Origin of the sequence: Segatella hominis, assembly GCF_004535825.1 — a bacterium.
Lineage (GTDB): Bacteria > Bacteroidota > Bacteroidia > Bacteroidales > Bacteroidaceae > Prevotella > Prevotella hominis.
Window position 1 is genome coordinate 1 of sequence record NZ_SGVY01000042.1, and the last position, 16,210, is coordinate 16,210.

Below are 16,210 nucleotides of genomic sequence, written 5' to 3' on the forward strand. Positions count from 1 at the left end.
AACCATTCCGAATAGCTATGGGACTTTGATTTGTCTTGCAATCTCATCCATGGTCATATGCCTTGTATGAAGTTTCTGTACGTTAGGTCAGATGTTTGCCGCCAGCTTCTTTCAGATTCCACCTCGCGGTGGACACCCTTGCTATTGGCTATACGATTCCCGCTATTAGGGCTCGTTAGGGACTTGCACCCATTAGAATAAGCTCATGCCGAGCATACAAGATGAGTGCGACAAGAGAAGCCGCACTCAGCAGAAATGATGTCGTTGCTATAATCAGGATAGTCCTGCATCATCTTCTTTGCTGCATTGAAACGTATCTCGCTGAGCCATATTCGAAAGTTAGTGTGTAAGCATTGGTCAAAAAACTGGCTCAATTCATTCTTTGATATACAAAGCGTACGGGAAAGCGTCAACATGTTCACATTACAATCCTTATAGCCTAAATCCACACACCACTGGTCAAGACTGTTTTGGATAAAGATTCTGCGTTTCTCAGAAATCCGTTGTAAGGATTCTGTACCTACATCAGAAGCCTTATTTTTATTGCAAGAACCAGATGATGCCTCCCCCACTTCTCATATATTTTGCTCTCGCAGAGCCGTTATTTTCCTCTTCTTTATCCAAGAGTTCTTCGGTAGGGATATAATTGCTGCCAAGGGCAATAAACGTAAGATTGAAGAACAGCAGGGCAAACAATACGACAGGACCTACTATATATAATAAGGTGGTGGAAAAGATGGCAACCGGCATAGCGAGAACTGCGAGCCAGAGAATGGATTCCTATGGAGATGAGCGAGAAGCAGGGGGTATAGAGGAGGATGTTGATGACCGCCCCTAAATGATCGTGCATAGCACGGAAGCCGAACCCCATCTGTATGACATATTGTATCGCTAACCCTATCAGGGCAATCACGATCATCCATCGTGAACGCTCATACCGCTTGTTCTCCCATCTTACATGCAGATGAGAGAGTGCCAAGAAGGAGGCATTGACGAGCATGAATATAAAACATGCAAACTGAAAGAGAAATAATGAATCCATACGCTTGCAAAAGTACAACAAAAAATTCAGAAAACGCTGCAATACGTTCTTTTTTTAATGAAACTTAGAAATAATACCCTTAGATACCACTAAGAAAATAATTCTCCGTAATTTTGTATGGTCAATTCAAAAAAACGACGTATCTTTGCACTTGCAAACAAAAAAATAGAATGTCTATGCTGAACTTAACACATTACTTCCCGATAACCGACCCTACGTTGATCTTCTTCGTAGTGCTGCTCATCGTTCTCTTTGCCCCTATCATTATGGGTAAACTGCGTATTCCACACATCATTGGCATGGTGTTGGCAGGAATCGTTGTCGGCAAGTATGGACTGAATATCCTGGAACGAGACTCCTCCTTTGAACTGTTTGGAAAGGTGGGCCTCTACTACATCATGTTCCTCGCAGCCTTGGAGATGGACATGGAAGGTATGAAGAAAAACAAGTCGCGACTACTCATCTATGGCTTGCTTACCTGCTTCATACCGTTTACGCTGACCTATTTCATGAGCGTCCACCTGCTCCACTACTCCACCAAGGCCTCACTCCTCCTCAGCTGTATCATGGCTTCCAATACGCTGATAGCCTACCCGATAGTTTCGAGATACGGATTGCAGCAGAAACCGAGTGTCACGCTGAGTGTCGGGTCCAGTATGCTTTCGCTTCTGATAGCGTTGGTCATCTTAGCTGGTCTCGTTGCCTCGTTTGGAGAGCATGACGGCGTACTCTTCTGGATATTCTTCGCCACCAAGTTTGCAGCCTATTGCGGTTTTATGATATTCCTCATTCCCCGTCTCACCCGCTGGTTTCTGCGCCGCTACAGTGATGCCGTCATGCAGTTCATCTTCGTCATGGCGATGCTTTTCATGAGTGCAGCCTTATCCCAGATAGTAGGCATCGAGGGCGTGTTCGGAGCTTTCTTTGCCGGACTCATCCTCAACAGATACATTCCCCACGTATCTCCGCTCATGAACCGCTTGGAGTTTATCGGCAATGCCCTTTTCATCCCTTATTTCCTAATAGGAGTAGGCATGCTCATCAATGTCAACCTGCTCTTCCAGGGCGGTCATATCCTCTGGGTAATCTTCTGCATCGTCTTTTTCGGAACGTTAGGCAAAGCCATAGCAGCCTATGCAGCATGCCTCGGTTTCCGCCTTCCGCTTTCCTCAGGTCACATGATGTTTGGACTCACCTCAGCCCACGCAGCCGGCAGTATCGCCATGGTCATGGTCGGAATGAATATCCTCATCGGCCCCAACACTTATCTGGTGAATGATGACATGCTCAATGGTGTGGTCATCATGATCCTCTTTACCTGCATCATCTCCTCGCTCCTCACCGACTGGTCGTCCCAGAAAATTATCCTCCGAGACAAGGAATTGCCGGAAGCAGAAGACGAGAAGAAGGGCAATGACGAGAAGATTCTCATCCCTGTGAGATACCCAGAATATGCCGACAGCCTGATGGATTTGGCACTCTTAGTGAGAAATCAGAAACTGAACCGGGGACTGGTTTGTCTGAACGTAGTTTACGATGATAAGGACATGCGATACAACCAGGAACAGGGCAGACAACTGCTCGACCATTGCAGCCAATTAGCAGCAGCTACCGATGTGATGACCCAGACGCAGGTTCGTATTGCGGCCAACATCGCCAATGGCATCAAGCATGCTTTCAACGAGTTCCAATGCTCAGAGATTATCATCGGTATGCACATGCATCCGGAGCGTTCTCCGAAATTCTGGGGCGAATTCCATCAGAGCCTTTTCAATGGTTTGAGCCGACAGATTATCATGGCTCGCGTCATACAACCATTGAATACAATACGCAGAATTCAGGTAGCCGTACCATCACGAGCTGAGTTTGAACCAGGCTTTTACCGTTGGCTTGAACGCCTCAGCCGAATGGCAGGAAATCTCGACTGCCGTATCCAGTTTCATGGTCGCACCGAAACCTTGGCGCTCATCAATGAGTACATACAGAACCGCCATCATGAAGTGCGTGCCGACTATGCCTTGATGAACCATTGGAACGAAATGCCACAGTTGGCAGCCCAGATTTCCAACGACCACATGTTGGTAGTGATTACCGCCCGCAAGGGAACAGTATCCTACAAGACAGCCCTGGAACGTCTGCCAGAGGAAATCACCCGCTTCTTCTCGGGCACCAATCTGATGATTATCTTCCCAGACCAGTATGGCGATTCATCGGGTGATCAACTTACCTTCGCTGAGCCACAGCACCAGGAGGAAATCAGTGCTTACGAGGCATTGAGTCAATGGCTCAGAAAGAAAATGAGACGGTAAAATAGGGAACTAATTCCTTCTTCACGTCGAAGCAAGGACAGGCTTTGGCGGAAAACTCGTTGTGACCGTGGATGGTGGCGTGAGGGAATTCCTCCTTCAGCTGACCGATGAGATCCAGCAGGGCAGCCTTCTGTTCAATGGTTCGGGTGTCCTTCGGTTTGCCATCCTTGGATAAACCGCCGATGTAACAGATGCCGATGCTGATAGCATTATGCCCCTTGCAGTGGGCACCGATTTCAGACAAAGAACGGCCTACGTGGATGTCGCCGTTGCGGTAGATGACGAAGTGATAACCGATCTTTCTGAAACCGCGCGCTCTGTGCCAGCGGTCGATGTCGGCAACTGTGTAGTCCTTATCTTCTTTGGTAGCACTACAATGAATGATGATTTCCTTGATATTACGCATATTGTTATGAATTAAATTTTAGAAAAGATATACAGAACTCAGAGGGATTTCATTCTGCTCAATGTCCTGAATAATCAGCCTGATCTCTTCACCTTTCCCTATAGCTCCTTCCAATACCTTATAGAGATCAAGGTAGCAATCTAATGTATGAAGCAACAGACCTGCTGGACCTGCCTTCCCGATGATGATGCTACCATGTTTCAGCGTGAAAGCCCCATTGCCAGGCATGAAGAACGGGATGCGAGATGCAGTCTTTATGGAGCGGGCACCCTTCTTTCTAATCATAGGAACATTGATAAGCTCCTTATCAATCGGAGATTCCATCCATTTCTTCCTGTAATTTTTGTTAAACATGATTTCAACCTTGTATTCACCGGCAGGCAAATGGTGAGTAGGATGCTCTAATGTTCTATACACAAGTATCCCTTCTACGAGTATAGTGCCCATTAAGCCCCAGGGAGTACCAATTTGACGATATAAATTTATTTCCATGATTTTAAAATTTTGAAAGTGATATTCGGGGGAAGTGTATCCCCCGAAAACGATTTTGACCGAAAATGACCATGACCGAAAATGACCGGTTTCTATACCGAATAGTTGCAGTTATTGAGTTGTGTTAACTTTCTGGTAACGCTTATCTTTCATCATGATGACCAGTCCCTGTTTTCTCCAGTTCTTCAACATCTGCCTTGTAGATTCCCGGCTTGCACCTGTTCCTTTCACGGCAATACTCTGCTGCACAGCCTGTTCGAATGTGAATGTAACGTCCAATCGCTCAAAGATAGAATCATTCTTTCCACGTTTGGAGCGCTCTAAAGAAGCCTGTCCATTGTAGTTTTTGGAAGAAAAAGCATCCTCTATGCGCTGACGGAAGAAGTAGAGAGCATTCTCCAACTGATAGTCGGCTAAGGTGTCGAAAACAGAAAGCATCGCTGGTGTCTGCGTTCTTACGATCATCTCTTTCCACAAGTTGGGATGCTCCTTCAACTTCTTTTCCGCTCCATTCAATCCATGTTTATGAATCAATATCTCAGCCACTTTGCAGAGCATCAGGCAGGTCATCATTCTCATGGTGGTAGGGCAAATACGGAAACGCTGACGAGCTTTCACTTTGTCGTCATTCTTCATCGTCTCCAGTCTTATCTGCTCCAACCATTCTCTACCTCTTTCCTCCAACTTGAGCAACTCCACTTCTCCGTTCATCAGCGGCAGCAGATGGGCTATCTGGATGATGCGTTCCTTCTGTCGATCTTTCAGAACATAAAGATTTTCGGTAAGCGGTGTAAAGGTATTATCGGGAGTTCGAGCCACGACGATACGGCTTTGAAAACCATCCGTGTAATTGCTGATTACTCGGTAAAGTGCATCAGGCGTTCCGCACATCACCACGTTCCACAACAGCCTGTCTATATGCACATTCACTGCCTCAGCACTTCTTGCCTCACGCTCATAGCAAGTTCCATCGTATGCCTGACGGAGCATCACGGAGAAATCGCTCATGGCCGATTTCCACTTCTGCGCCACGGTGTCGGCTTCCGGAGTGAAGGAGAAGGCGTGTTTGCCTTCGGTGTTGGCAAGACGTTCAGCGAGATTGGCCACGGTATTGTTCAGCGTCAGACATCTGATAGGCAATTTCGGTTCTTCAGGCTGCTCCTTCTTGTTCTTTGCCGCCCGCTTCTTGACTCTCCAGTCCTCCTCCGTCTGCAGATACATCTTGTCCATATCCTTCAATTCTTTCGTCCAGGTGTTGATAATCGGGTCAATACTACCCTTTCCTGAGGCGAAATCTCCTGCAATATAGGAGATGAGATTGAGCGAGTTCATCTTGCCGTGCACGCTTACCTTTACACCTGTGGCAAGCATTCCGATGACCGGGCAGATAGCAGAGATGACAGGCATGGCGAGGGCTGGACCCACAGCATCAACCGAGTCCTTGATACCTTGCGGCAGTTTCGGCAGGGCATTATAGTAGAACTGGTCGTCCTGCGCATTAGCTTCATCCAGCGCATTGATGAAAGCTTCATCGTCTTCATCCGTTCCAGTCGCTCCCGTTGCCGCATTCTTGTTCAGTTTCTCTTGTCGGATGGCAGACAATACGTCTTTCAGACGTTTCGGCATTTGCGTGATTTTCTCACTGAGTGCCGAGTTGATGCAAGCCATCTTTTCCTGATCAGGGAAACCATCGTAGCAGGGAATCACCTGAGCCATCAGATTGCGGTCGAAACCGCAGATATGACGGAGATTAACGGCAAGCTCGAAAGTCAATGTGTTGCGATTGGATTTCACGGGTTCCTGACCATCATTATACATCTGCCACCATTTTGCGATGATGTCGGAATAAGGAATTCCGAGATATTTGAGATCAGATGGGGCTGAAACTTTGGGAGTTCCAGCAGATGGGCTTGGAGCTTCATTCTTTCCTGTAGAAGCTGCAGGAGCAGTCGATCCTGTTTTCTTCTCTGCAGAGCCAGTAGAAGTATCTCCGCCTAAAATCGTAGCAGAAGCATTTGGCATCGGATTTTCCCAAGGTTTGTAATGCTTATTCGCCTTGTGAGCACCTTCATTCAACTCCTCTTTTCCAAATCTCTCCCGATCCTCCAAAACCTTTGCTTCAGCTGCCACGGCAGCCTCGTCATAAGCATCCTGAAAGAGATGCGGAGAGAGGAAAAGCAAGTCTTCATCATCCGAAGTGGTGGTGAAGTAAACCCGGTTGATGTCGTGAGCCGACGTATCCATTTCACATTTCAGCATTGTAGCAATCCTCACTTGGTTTTCCAAGATGGTCTTGCCCTTTTCACGCTCAAATACCGCATGACCGCCCTGCCTTGCGCTCCTCTCCAACATCAGAAGTCCGTATTTACTCGGCTCCTTCAGCAGCAGTTTGGCAGCCTTGGCAAAAGCCTCAGGTTCATCCATATCAAAGCCGAAAGCCTGGCTTGGCAGTTTCATGCCTTTCACCACACCATTGGGATAATGCCCGGAATAATTGAATTGTATCAGTCTGCGTTTCGCAGCATCGCTTCCGGCACGAGCCTGACGCAAATTCGCCTTCTGCTCTTTGCTTCCACGCAGCTGCTTGTATTCCTCTTCCGAGGTGATGGGACGGGCAACCTTGTGCCCGTTCTCCACCTTAATTAAATAACAGCTCATTCTGTTTCGTTCTTCATGTTTTAGTTCTACAATGTTTATTTAGTTTCTACAATGTTTAAAAATATTTATCGCATAAACAAACTTACTGCTTCAACTGTAGCTCTACTACGGCATTGGCAGCCTCTCTTGCTTCCGTGATGAGTGCCTTGCCGATATTGACCCCCTCGTCACTATACACCTTGAGGGTGAGCTGCACAGCATTGTCCTTCGTCTTGCTCACACGTCCGTGAGCCAATTTCTTGATGAGTTTAGACTGAGAACGCGGCTTCGCTTTCGCAATGAAATCGAATGTACCGTCACTCAACTGTTGGGCAACGCCCTGTGAACGGAACCCAGGCACTTGGTCTCTCACGCCCTGCTGGTCAGGAGTAAAGAGAAAACACTTGCTTCCATCATAGAAAGCCACACCGCCCAACTGTACATGATTGCAACCGTTATTCTGTTGCACCTGCTCGCAACCATTATTTTGCTGGTTGCAGTTTTTAGAATAATCTTTCTTCATATCTGAATTGAAATTTACGAGGAGAAACATCAGGAATGTTGCGCGCTTTACTTAAGAAAATCCTCCGTCCGTCCCAACTCAGATTAATAACTTGTTCCAGAATCCTCGCAGCCTTTCTCCCTGCGAAGCTCTTTTTACCTTTTTACTTTTTTACCTTTTCAATGTCCGTCACTAAGATATCCTGATAAACCTGACCATTGTGCTCATGGGTAGTAAAGCGGAGCGTAACAGCCACCAAATCGCCAGGATAGAATTTGCACTGAGCCGCATTCCCCAACATTGCCGCAGCATACTGGTTCTCATACTTGCCGCCCATCTCTTGGAGAACGATGTTACATTTCATCATCTGTCCGTTCTCACTTTTCTGACTCTGCACAGCGAAGGCCTCGCCCTGCTGCACCACTCTCATGATTTGAGTATTCATATTATAAAGTAGTCGGAAGTTGTTTCAAGATCACCAAACCATTTCAGCGTTGTCTTGTTTCTTCGACGCTGCAAAAGTACTGCGAAAACAAGGGCAAAACAATGCTTTTCCCACAACTTCCCCGAAAAACCCACGTTTTTGGGAAAAATCGGGCTTTTCATGGGAAAAATTAAAAGAAGAAGAAAAAGAGGGTTGAAATGTAAAGAAAAAGGGAATATCATCCCTCTTTCCCCCCAAAAAATCCCTCATTTTTTCCCAACGTTGGGAAAAATCGTGGGAATCTTGGGAAAAAGTAACTAATAAAAATAAAAAAGCACCTCCTTCACCATCCATGAAGAAGATGCTTTTAACAAAAGCAACCAAAGTTACCCAAATATATTATTCCCAAACGGGAACTTAATTCTTGTTTAAGATTATATGGAAAAACGCAACCCAAAATGCATAATCCCCAATGCTTGTAACACTATCTATGTACTATTAAATTAATGAAGCTGTTTAAATGCTGTACAAAAAGTAATATATTTCACATTTCTAGACCTCAACACAGATCGGAAGATGGTCACTCATCCTATTGGACTCCTCCCAGGAATATAGTTTATAGTCTTTAACTTCTGTATTTGTAAAAGCATAGTCCAGGAAGAAGGTACAATTACCTTTGCCGGTATGGTCGTAGGTAAATCGGCTTTCCTTACCTATCTCTTCATGTAGGAAGGTATGATGAGCTGATTTCAGCCCATTTTCCTCAAACCATGTAAACACTTTCGGAGATTCTTTTCTTTGAAAACTATTAGGGTTAGAGATTACATTATAATCACCTATCACCACAGTCTTATATTTGTTGATATATGGCTTGTAGTATTCCAGGATGTCCAAAAGGATAGAGATATAAGAACCACTAGTTATTCCCTTGCGAACTGTTGGCCATACAGCAAGTAGAAGATACTCATCATCAAAAATAACCGGAATAGCATAGTGCAGATTCTCATTGTACCAGTCTGGTAACACTATCTTGTGATTATCAGGGCAGATAACCCCCAAGCCCTTGTAGTCGAAGTCGCCCGTCCAGAAGAAGGAGTAGTCTTCAGGAACTGCGATGTTATCAGCGTTGCCACACTCTGGAACGACAAAGGCATCTATGCCTTTTTGTCCTAAGAGCCAGTCAATCTTTTCCTGCTTGCTCCACGAAATGTTATAAGATAGTATTTTCATTATTCCATCATTTTAAAGTTGTCTATTCTGTTTATTGTGAACCTGTAAAAAAGCTCACCACAAAGGTAACTATTTTTTTCAATAATCGACTTAGTTTAGTAAATAAAATGCGCCATAAAGGAACGTCTTAATATTTTTAAGCACAAATGGGGTTAAAGGTTGTACTTCTCATATAACCATCCCTTTTCGCCAGCTTATAATACAGATCCTGGGCGGTATGATAATCGGGATCGGAGCCTTCAAGCCACTCAGAAAAATGGTGGTTGTGGTTCTTCTGCGTTTCCTGCTTGCGAGACGACTCCACAACGCACTACTTTCCCCAATATCTTTCAGCCATAGGCTGCAACCTTTCCTTTATTACTTCCATAACAGTCTTGAAATCAAGAGTTTCTTTCCATTGAATCTTTTTCAGAAATGCTTTCCAGCGAACTATACGTGCTGCGTCTGTCGCAAAACTTTCTGTAAACAACTGCAATTCGGGATTGTATGTAAGCCCTCTATTATCGAAAGTCGCCTTAATCGCATCATATAATGTGTCATCAGACAAGTCTCTCTTTGTCAGGAGTTGGTAACAGTCGAAGAAATCTTTCATGCGACTGTTGAGCACATCTCGGTCTATCATCGTATGGAATTTCTCGGCAACAACAGTCTCCAAGGAATATGCCTGTATGTTCACAGATGGAATGTCAGGCAAAAGCAATGGGAAGTCAATAGTTGTTGGATATGGAGTTACAACATCACCAAAGCCAATGTCAACAGACATGTTGTAAGCGATAGTATCCATGTGGGCCGTAAAGTAAAATCTGGTGCCAGGATACTTCTTTTCAACAGTTATAGGCTCCAACTTAATGCTGTTAACATCAAACGATACTCCATCCTCATCGCATACAATGCCCAAAATTTCCTGGAACACGTGCGCAAGGAAATCCCTATCACGGCTAATTCTATCTGCCATGAAATCAACATCTACAGTAGGACGTGCCTCAAGTCCGTTCATAGCATAAAGCAAAGAGCCACCTTTCAGCAAAAAATTGTCCTTATATTGGCTTACAGATACTCTGTAAAGCAACCTCTCATTGAAATATCTTGCCAAGAGATACATATATTTATAGCCTGTCTCATTCATCAGATTGAGCAAGCGGGTCTTAACAGACTTACCGTAGTTTTTCTTTCCCATCTTATTCTATTGCTATTTCAAGATAATTTTTCAATGTATTGAATACCCTGAGGCGTTTGGCGTAATCCTGCAAACGAGTGAGATTGCGATTGGGCTTTCTCAAATAAGAACGAATCACTTCTGCACAAACATCCAGCCCCAATTTGTTTCTGTATTTCACTGCATCACAAACACTTCGCTCCAAGTCGGTAATGCGAACATGGAAACCGGATATTTCTGCTTCCATAATGCCAAACTCCAGATTCTCCTTCTTCCAATAATACAATTCTATCGGAAGCGTTTCAGGAATCTCTACTTTCCGTTTATTGGCGATGGCAATGCAAAAAGCTGGTGGAACAGTTGTCGAAAGCTGATGATAAGCCCAGGCATTGTATAGACACACAATACCTTTAGGGACAATACGCTCCACATCTATCATTGTATTCAGCAGGGCTTCCGGAACAGCATAAATGCCCTGGCGCAACTTGATCAAGTCGCCACGTTCCTTAGCTCTCAACAATCGCTTATACTCTGCCATATGAGGAATATCAGTAGTAGAGATTGTGCCTCCTAGTGCTTCCACTTTACAAACTATATTGTCCATATCACATTTATATTAATATCATTTTCGCTGCAAAAATACAATATTTTTTTGAAAAGCGGCAATATTCTACGGAATATTTTCAAAAATGCCGTAGAATATTACCAGCATTATCCTTGTTTTATACCCAGGGGCGATAATTATCTCTAAATCTTCCTCTCTACTTTCCAATATCAACACCAATACTTCTCTTATAATCCTCCATCTTCGCCAGCTTATAATACAGATCCTGGGCGGTATGATAATCGGGATCGGAGCCTTCAAGCCACTCCGAGAAATGGTGGTTGTGGTTCTTCTGCGTTTCCTGCTTGCGGAACGACTCCACCACACATTTTTTCTCTGCATCAGGAAACATCAGGTTCATGCGGGCGGCAAAGGCATTTTTGTCCTGATCATCACGGATGATGTGGAAAGTATATCTCATCATACACCATACTATATACCATTTCTGTTGCGTATCAATATTGCCCTTAATCCAATACTTCAATTTATTCTCCAACTTCACAGGATCCACCCAGTTGGCAAAGAAAGAATCACCAAGTCTCTCAAATTCATCTGCTTTAGCAATTGCGTTTCTAAGATTCTCAAATTCTCCCTGAAACATAAATAGTTTGTTGAAATCATCAGGTAAAGCCTGTTTCTGACAAAGCCCGCTCGCAAGCAGTTCTTCAGGAGAGTCATCAATGAAATAATTTTCATACCACATGAGGCAAAGAGGATTTTGGTTGTATTTATCTACCGTCTCATCCATTTTGGAGCTAAGACTAACCTTATTAGCATCCAATCTTCTCACATCAAAGTATTTATTTCTTCTCTTAACAACTCTTTCTAAATGTTGGGGAAGATTATTATCATCATATTGCTTCTTGATATAATGGTAGATAATTGCCTTTTCATGTTCCGAGCGAAAATCCTCCAAATGTGATAAAGCAGATATGGTATGTTTTATCTGGTCGATGTAGGTAAGCAAATTATCCAATGACAGCTTTAATCCAGATGATACCATTTCTTTCGGACAAGGCTGTATAATATCATAGGTAATAACCTTAGCATTATTCCCTGCCAGAACTCTGAGATCGCTCTCATTTGGGAATTGATAGAAATAGGTTGGATCCGTATCTATAGGCTGGCAGACAAGATACTCAAAATTACCCAATACACATTCTAATTTCTCTCTATAAATGAATAAAATATCCTCACTATAATTTTTATAGATAGAGATATACATTTTCTTGTGGAGCGTATGCACTAAATTCAGGTAATCAGCCATTTCTATAGACAAAGTCTGATATATACAAAAGAGGTAATCAATGTGAATGTGCTTTTCAGAATAATATTTGATTTCACTGATAGCATGATTAATCTCATTAAATAAATGATCCGTCTCTCTCTTATAAATGACAACATCATTCACATTAATGGGGGCATAGACTTGTTCGCCAGTATCCTCATCTGTTAATAGAAGATCTTCTGCAGAGTTAATTTTCAGCAGAAGATTGAAGCTTTCTTCATTTTCTTCTTTTGTGTTTTGCATTTTTTAAGTTTTTAATTATTAAAAAGAAAGGCGAAGGTATCCTTGAAGTACCAATATTCTTGGTACCTTGCTGATTATCTTCTGGAGTTGCTGGGGTCCGAATATTGAGAAGTGTAGTTGGAGCGCCTATATCATATTATGTGATATTTTCTACTTCTTTTTCTTCAATATATTTATTTTTGTTCGACAATTTTACTATACATCACGATTTCGCTCCTGAAAACCTATATATTTGAGCTTAAAAATAAAGGGTTTTAGTGAAAAATCCGCAGTTTTGAGCTCTTAAGTGAAAGAATAAGCCGAAATACGCTCCATAAATAGGGATTTCTTATCATAGTATAAATACACAATAATAGGTCCCTCTCTAATTTACGTATTACTGCCTATGGTTGATTCTACTTCCATGAGTTAGGATTTATAAGTCACTCATAATAAAGTACTTAACTCCGCCACTTGGGGGTAATTCTAATTCGCTCTATATGTTTATCAGCATCTAAAATGTTCCGTATTTCATATCTTTTGGCAAAGATAATAAATCTTTTATATAATATCGAATTTTATTATTTTTTTTAACGTAAAAGCAGAAAATAGCTATTTTGGGGGTATAAGAAGTCCCATTTTGATGGCAAAACATCCATTTTAGAGACAAGAAAAAGCCCTCCATTTGCATTTTTGGGCTGAATATTTTACAGAATTGAATAGAGAAGACAATAGAAACAGATGCTGATTGTTAGTATATTTTATCTTTATTGCACTTATAAATGTGTCGCGAACAAAATAGTTTAGATTACATAACTTATTGACAATCAGCAACATAAACAATCATAACGATTAAAAAAGATTCTTCTACCAAGTAGCATTCTGGTCAAAAAGGTCAATGTCATTGTTGGTCAATTTATAAGAAGTATTGGTCATTTTTTTCTATAGTATAATATAAATAATTTATATTATACTATAGGCTTTTTGACCCATCCCCCGAAGGATTTTGACCAACAATGACATTGACCTTTATGACCGCTTTCTAAAATTCTGAGCCGCTTCCTTCATTTTCTTCAAAATCAGTCTAAATGCAGCAATTGATTTTTGAAATATCATTATAAAGTGCTATCAATCAGACACTTACAGACCCCCCCCAAAAAAATCTGTAGCGGAAAAATTTGTTTTCAACTCCAAATTGTTGTACCTTTGCACCAGCAATCGAAAGAAAGCTTCTCTTGTACCGAAAGTCGGTCTTTACAGACGACACATTTGAGGCACGATTGATGACAGGCGCCGGACATCAATAACGACCCAAATAAGGGCAAGAAACGGGGCTTCTGGGGAATTGAAATATCAACCATCAAAACACACAAAGTATGATTAACTACAGCATTACCATGCGCTCAGTGAACAGTAACCTCCTTGCTATCAATCAGGCAAAATCACGTATCAACCAGGCAAAACGAGAGGGTAAGAACCCCGACCAGGCCGACCTCAACCTGGTGAAGACCGAGAAGAAGAATGCCTTCGCCGTATCTCAGTATTCTGATGTGATGACCATCGAGAAGTTTGCCAAGCACATCTCCAGCCACGGCAGTGTCTATTCTCGCGCAGACATCTCTGCCATTCTCTACATGACCGTGGATTGCATGAGAGAGCAGCTCCTCGAAGGCAAGAAAATCCGTCTGGGCGATCTCGGTGATTTCTCCATCCTCCTCTCATCCAAGGGCGCTGAGGATGCAGACAAGTTCACCGCTCAGAACATCACTGACGTGAAGGTTCAGTGGGAGCCAGGCAGTGAGTTCAAGAATCTCCTTACCGATGCCGAGTTCAACCTCGTAGCCAGCCGTAGCGCTCAGGCTGCAGTCATCAAGGCCATCAAGGAGGGCAAAGCCAACGTGGACATCAGCACTCCAACTACTCCTGGCGACGGCTCAGATGGCGGTGGCTCTAACCCAAGCGGCGGCACTCCTGCAGGAGGTAACACCGAGCAGAGCGGCGGCACCAGCCAAGGCACCGGTTCCAACCCAAGCGGCGACAATAAGGGCGACGCTGGACAGGACGGCAGCGGCGAGGACAACGAACTGTAGAAGGGAAAATTACCCCCCCGTGAAACACACAAAGAATTTAAGTTTAACCTTTAAAATTGAATCAAAATGAGTAAGATGAAAGCAGACACATGGAAGACCATTCTTCAAATCGCCATCAGTATTCTTACGGCACTTGCCACCTCGCTGGGCGTTACAAGTTGTATGGGATAGGATTGACAATCCGTTCTTAAACGAACTCTTTGTATTTTTTCATTAGAACTTTTAAGTTAGGAGGGTGTGTCACAGACTTATGACACACCCTCTTTTTTCGTTACACTAACGATAAGTGAATTCTTCGACATGGCAAAACCTGGGTGTGGCTTTTCGAGGATTATCAAGTAACGACAGCCATGAATGATGAGAAAACTCAAATCCTCAACTTGCACAACGAAATAGCCTCAACTTGCACAACAGAATTACCTCAATCTGCACAATAAAAGCGCTATAACTTGTACAATTTAACAATTAATCTATTGTTATTCAATAACTTTTGTGTATCTTTGCACCCAACCAAAAGCAACGCAAAATGAAACAATATAAAACAAGAATAGCAGATAAAATGCTAACTCGCAGACTAAAAGGTTGTGGCGCAGTATTAATACAAGGTCCCAAGTGGTGTGGCAAGACGACAACAGCTGAGCAACAAGCTAAAAGCATCGTATATATGGATGACCCAGAATATATTGACCAAAACATAGAACTTGCCAGTTTGTCGCCTAAAAAACTGCTTGTAGGTGCAACACCACGCCTTATCGACGAATGGCAATTAGCACCACAGCTTTGGGATGCAGCTCGCTTTGAGGTTGATCATAGAGATGGATTGGGGCAATTCATCTTTACAGGCTCTGCTGTTCCAGCAGACACCAACAAGATTCACCATTCAGGAACAGGTCGTTTTGCATGGTTAACTATGAGAACGATGAGCCTTTCAGAATCAGAAGACTCCTCAAATGAAGTCAGTATCCAAGAACTATTCGATAATCCGTCTGCTGACATTTTCGCCACGAACCAGCACAATATAGACTCCTTGGCTTGGCTCATATGCCGAGGAGGATGGCCTCAAGCCACCATGGTCGGTAAGGACGTAGCACTCGATATGGCTTACAGATACTATGAAGCCGTCGTCAACTCAGACATTTCTCGTGTTGACAATGTTACTCGTGACGCAGAAAGAGCAAAAAGAATTCTACGTTCCATTGCCAGAAACCAGTGCGCTCAAGTTACAGTCAATACAATATGTGCAGACATTGAGAAAAATGAGACAATAACAGCCAACAGAAATACTATATCTTCTTATATCGAAGCCCTAAAGAAAATTTTCGTCTTGGAAGATTCCCTGGCATGGAATCCCAATCTAAGAAGCAAGACTGCCATTCGCACTTCAGACACTCGCTACTTCTCCGACCCTTCCATCGGAGTGGCTGCTTTGGGTATTGGGCCTAATGATTTAATCAACGATCTCAGCACAATGGGACTGTTCTTTGAATCTATGTGTGTTCGAGACCTACGAATTTATGCAGATTCCCTCGATGGCAATGTATATCATTATCGGGATGGAAATGGATTGGAATGTGATGCGGTTGTACATTTGCGCAATGGCAGTTATGGTCTGATAGAAATTAAACTGGGTGGAGAAAAGAACATTGAGGAAGGAGCCAAAAATCTTAAATTATTGGCATCCAAGATTGACGACGCAAAAATGAAGTCTCCTTCTTTCCTCATGGTCTTGACAGGCACGACCCGTTATGCCATTCGCAGAGAAGATGGTGTCTATGTGGTTCCTATCGGCTGTTTGAAAGACTAAGAGA

The 16,210-nt window shown here is 43.2% G+C and carries 15 protein-coding genes and 1 pseudogene; 4 read left to right on the forward strand and 12 right to left on the reverse strand.

Features of this window, described 5'->3' with window-relative positions; genetic code table 11:
- Positions 1–203: 203 nt before the first annotated feature.
- Both EXN75_RS12995 and EXN75_RS13000 read right to left on the reverse strand, forming a co-directional pair.
- Positions 204–572: a helix-turn-helix domain-containing protein gene (locus tag EXN75_RS12995; RefSeq protein ID WP_118119621.1), complete on the reverse strand. Its 369-nt coding sequence runs from the start codon at positions 570–572 to the stop codon at positions 204–206.
- A gap of 44 nt (positions 573–616) precedes the next feature.
- A complete protein-coding gene (locus EXN75_RS13000) occupies positions 617–1,042 on the reverse strand; it encodes a hypothetical protein (protein WP_233524750.1) in 426 nt (141 codons plus the stop codon).
- Between the two features lie 176 nt (positions 1,043–1,218).
- Between EXN75_RS13000 and EXN75_RS13005 the strand changes: the two genes are divergently transcribed.
- Positions 1,219–3,351 carry a cation:proton antiporter gene (locus tag EXN75_RS13005; RefSeq protein WP_134844136.1) on the forward strand — a complete coding sequence of 711 codons (2,133 nt, stop codon included), beginning with the start codon at positions 1,219–1,221 and terminating at the stop codon, positions 3,349–3,351.
- Here EXN75_RS13005 and EXN75_RS13010 read toward each other — a convergent pair.
- From EXN75_RS13010 to EXN75_RS13055, 10 genes are all read right to left on the reverse strand, one after another.
- Positions 3,329–3,757 carry an N-acetylmuramoyl-L-alanine amidase gene (locus EXN75_RS13010; protein ID WP_134844137.1) on the reverse strand — a complete coding sequence of 143 codons (429 nt, stop codon included), beginning with the start codon at positions 3,755–3,757 and terminating at the stop codon, positions 3,329–3,331. The genes EXN75_RS13005 and EXN75_RS13010 overlap by 23 nt on opposite strands.
- Before the next feature lie 18 nt (positions 3,758–3,775).
- Positions 3,776–4,249: a hypothetical protein gene (locus EXN75_RS13015; protein ID WP_134844138.1), complete on the reverse strand. Its 474-nt coding sequence runs from the start codon at positions 4,247–4,249 to the stop codon at positions 3,776–3,778.
- Positions 4,250–4,360: 111 nt separating this feature from the next.
- Complete coding sequence (locus EXN75_RS13020) at positions 4,361–6,907, reverse strand: DUF3987 domain-containing protein (RefSeq protein WP_134844139.1); 2,547 nt, start codon at positions 6,905–6,907, stop codon at positions 4,361–4,363.
- A gap of 82 nt (positions 6,908–6,989) precedes the next feature.
- Complete coding sequence (locus EXN75_RS13025) at positions 6,990–7,409, reverse strand: hypothetical protein (protein WP_246031403.1); 420 nt, start codon at positions 7,407–7,409, stop codon at positions 6,990–6,992.
- Positions 7,410–7,551: 142 nt separating this feature from the next.
- Positions 7,552–7,833, reverse strand: coding sequence for a DUF3127 domain-containing protein (locus EXN75_RS13030; RefSeq protein WP_134844140.1), 282 nt, complete (start codon positions 7,831–7,833; stop codon positions 7,552–7,554).
- Between the two features lie 30 nt (positions 7,834–7,863).
- On the reverse strand, positions 7,864–8,166 hold the full coding sequence (locus EXN75_RS13035) for a hypothetical protein (protein WP_134844141.1): 303 nt from the start codon (positions 8,164–8,166) through the stop codon (positions 7,864–7,866).
- A 198-nt stretch (positions 8,167–8,364) separates the two neighbouring features.
- Positions 8,365–9,042: an exonuclease/endonuclease/phosphatase family protein gene (locus EXN75_RS13040; RefSeq protein ID WP_134844142.1), complete on the reverse strand. Its 678-nt coding sequence runs from the start codon at positions 9,040–9,042 to the stop codon at positions 8,365–8,367.
- A 310-nt stretch (positions 9,043–9,352) separates the two neighbouring features.
- Positions 9,353–10,219, reverse strand: a complete 867-nt coding sequence (locus EXN75_RS13045) for a nucleotidyl transferase AbiEii/AbiGii toxin family protein (RefSeq protein WP_134844143.1) — start codon at positions 10,217–10,219, stop codon at positions 9,353–9,355.
- Position 10,220: 1 nt separating this feature from the next.
- Complete coding sequence (locus tag EXN75_RS13050) at positions 10,221–10,802, reverse strand: type IV toxin-antitoxin system AbiEi family antitoxin domain-containing protein (protein ID WP_134844144.1); 582 nt, start codon at positions 10,800–10,802, stop codon at positions 10,221–10,223.
- A 157-nt stretch (positions 10,803–10,959) separates the two neighbouring features.
- Entirely contained in the window at positions 10,960–12,333 is a 1,374-nt protein-coding gene (locus tag EXN75_RS13055; RefSeq protein ID WP_134844145.1) for a hypothetical protein, read from the reverse strand.
- Between the two features lie 1,355 nt (positions 12,334–13,688).
- On the opposite strand from EXN75_RS13055, the pseudogene EXN75_RS18310 reads away from it, so the two are divergent.
- The 3 genes and pseudogenes from EXN75_RS18310 to EXN75_RS13065 all read left to right on the forward strand — a co-directional run.
- Positions 13,689–14,261 (forward strand): annotated as a pseudogene (locus EXN75_RS18310) (HU family DNA-binding protein); the annotation flags it as partial.
- 207 nt (positions 14,262–14,468) lie between these two features.
- A complete protein-coding gene (locus tag EXN75_RS17800; protein WP_246031378.1) occupies positions 14,469–14,573 on the forward strand; it encodes a smalltalk protein in 105 nt (34 codons plus the stop codon).
- 355 nt (positions 14,574–14,928) lie between these two features.
- Positions 14,929–16,206, forward strand: coding sequence for an ATP-binding protein (locus EXN75_RS13065; RefSeq protein WP_134844147.1), 1,278 nt, complete (start codon positions 14,929–14,931; stop codon positions 16,204–16,206).
- The last annotated feature ends 4 nt before the right edge of the window (positions 16,207–16,210 follow it).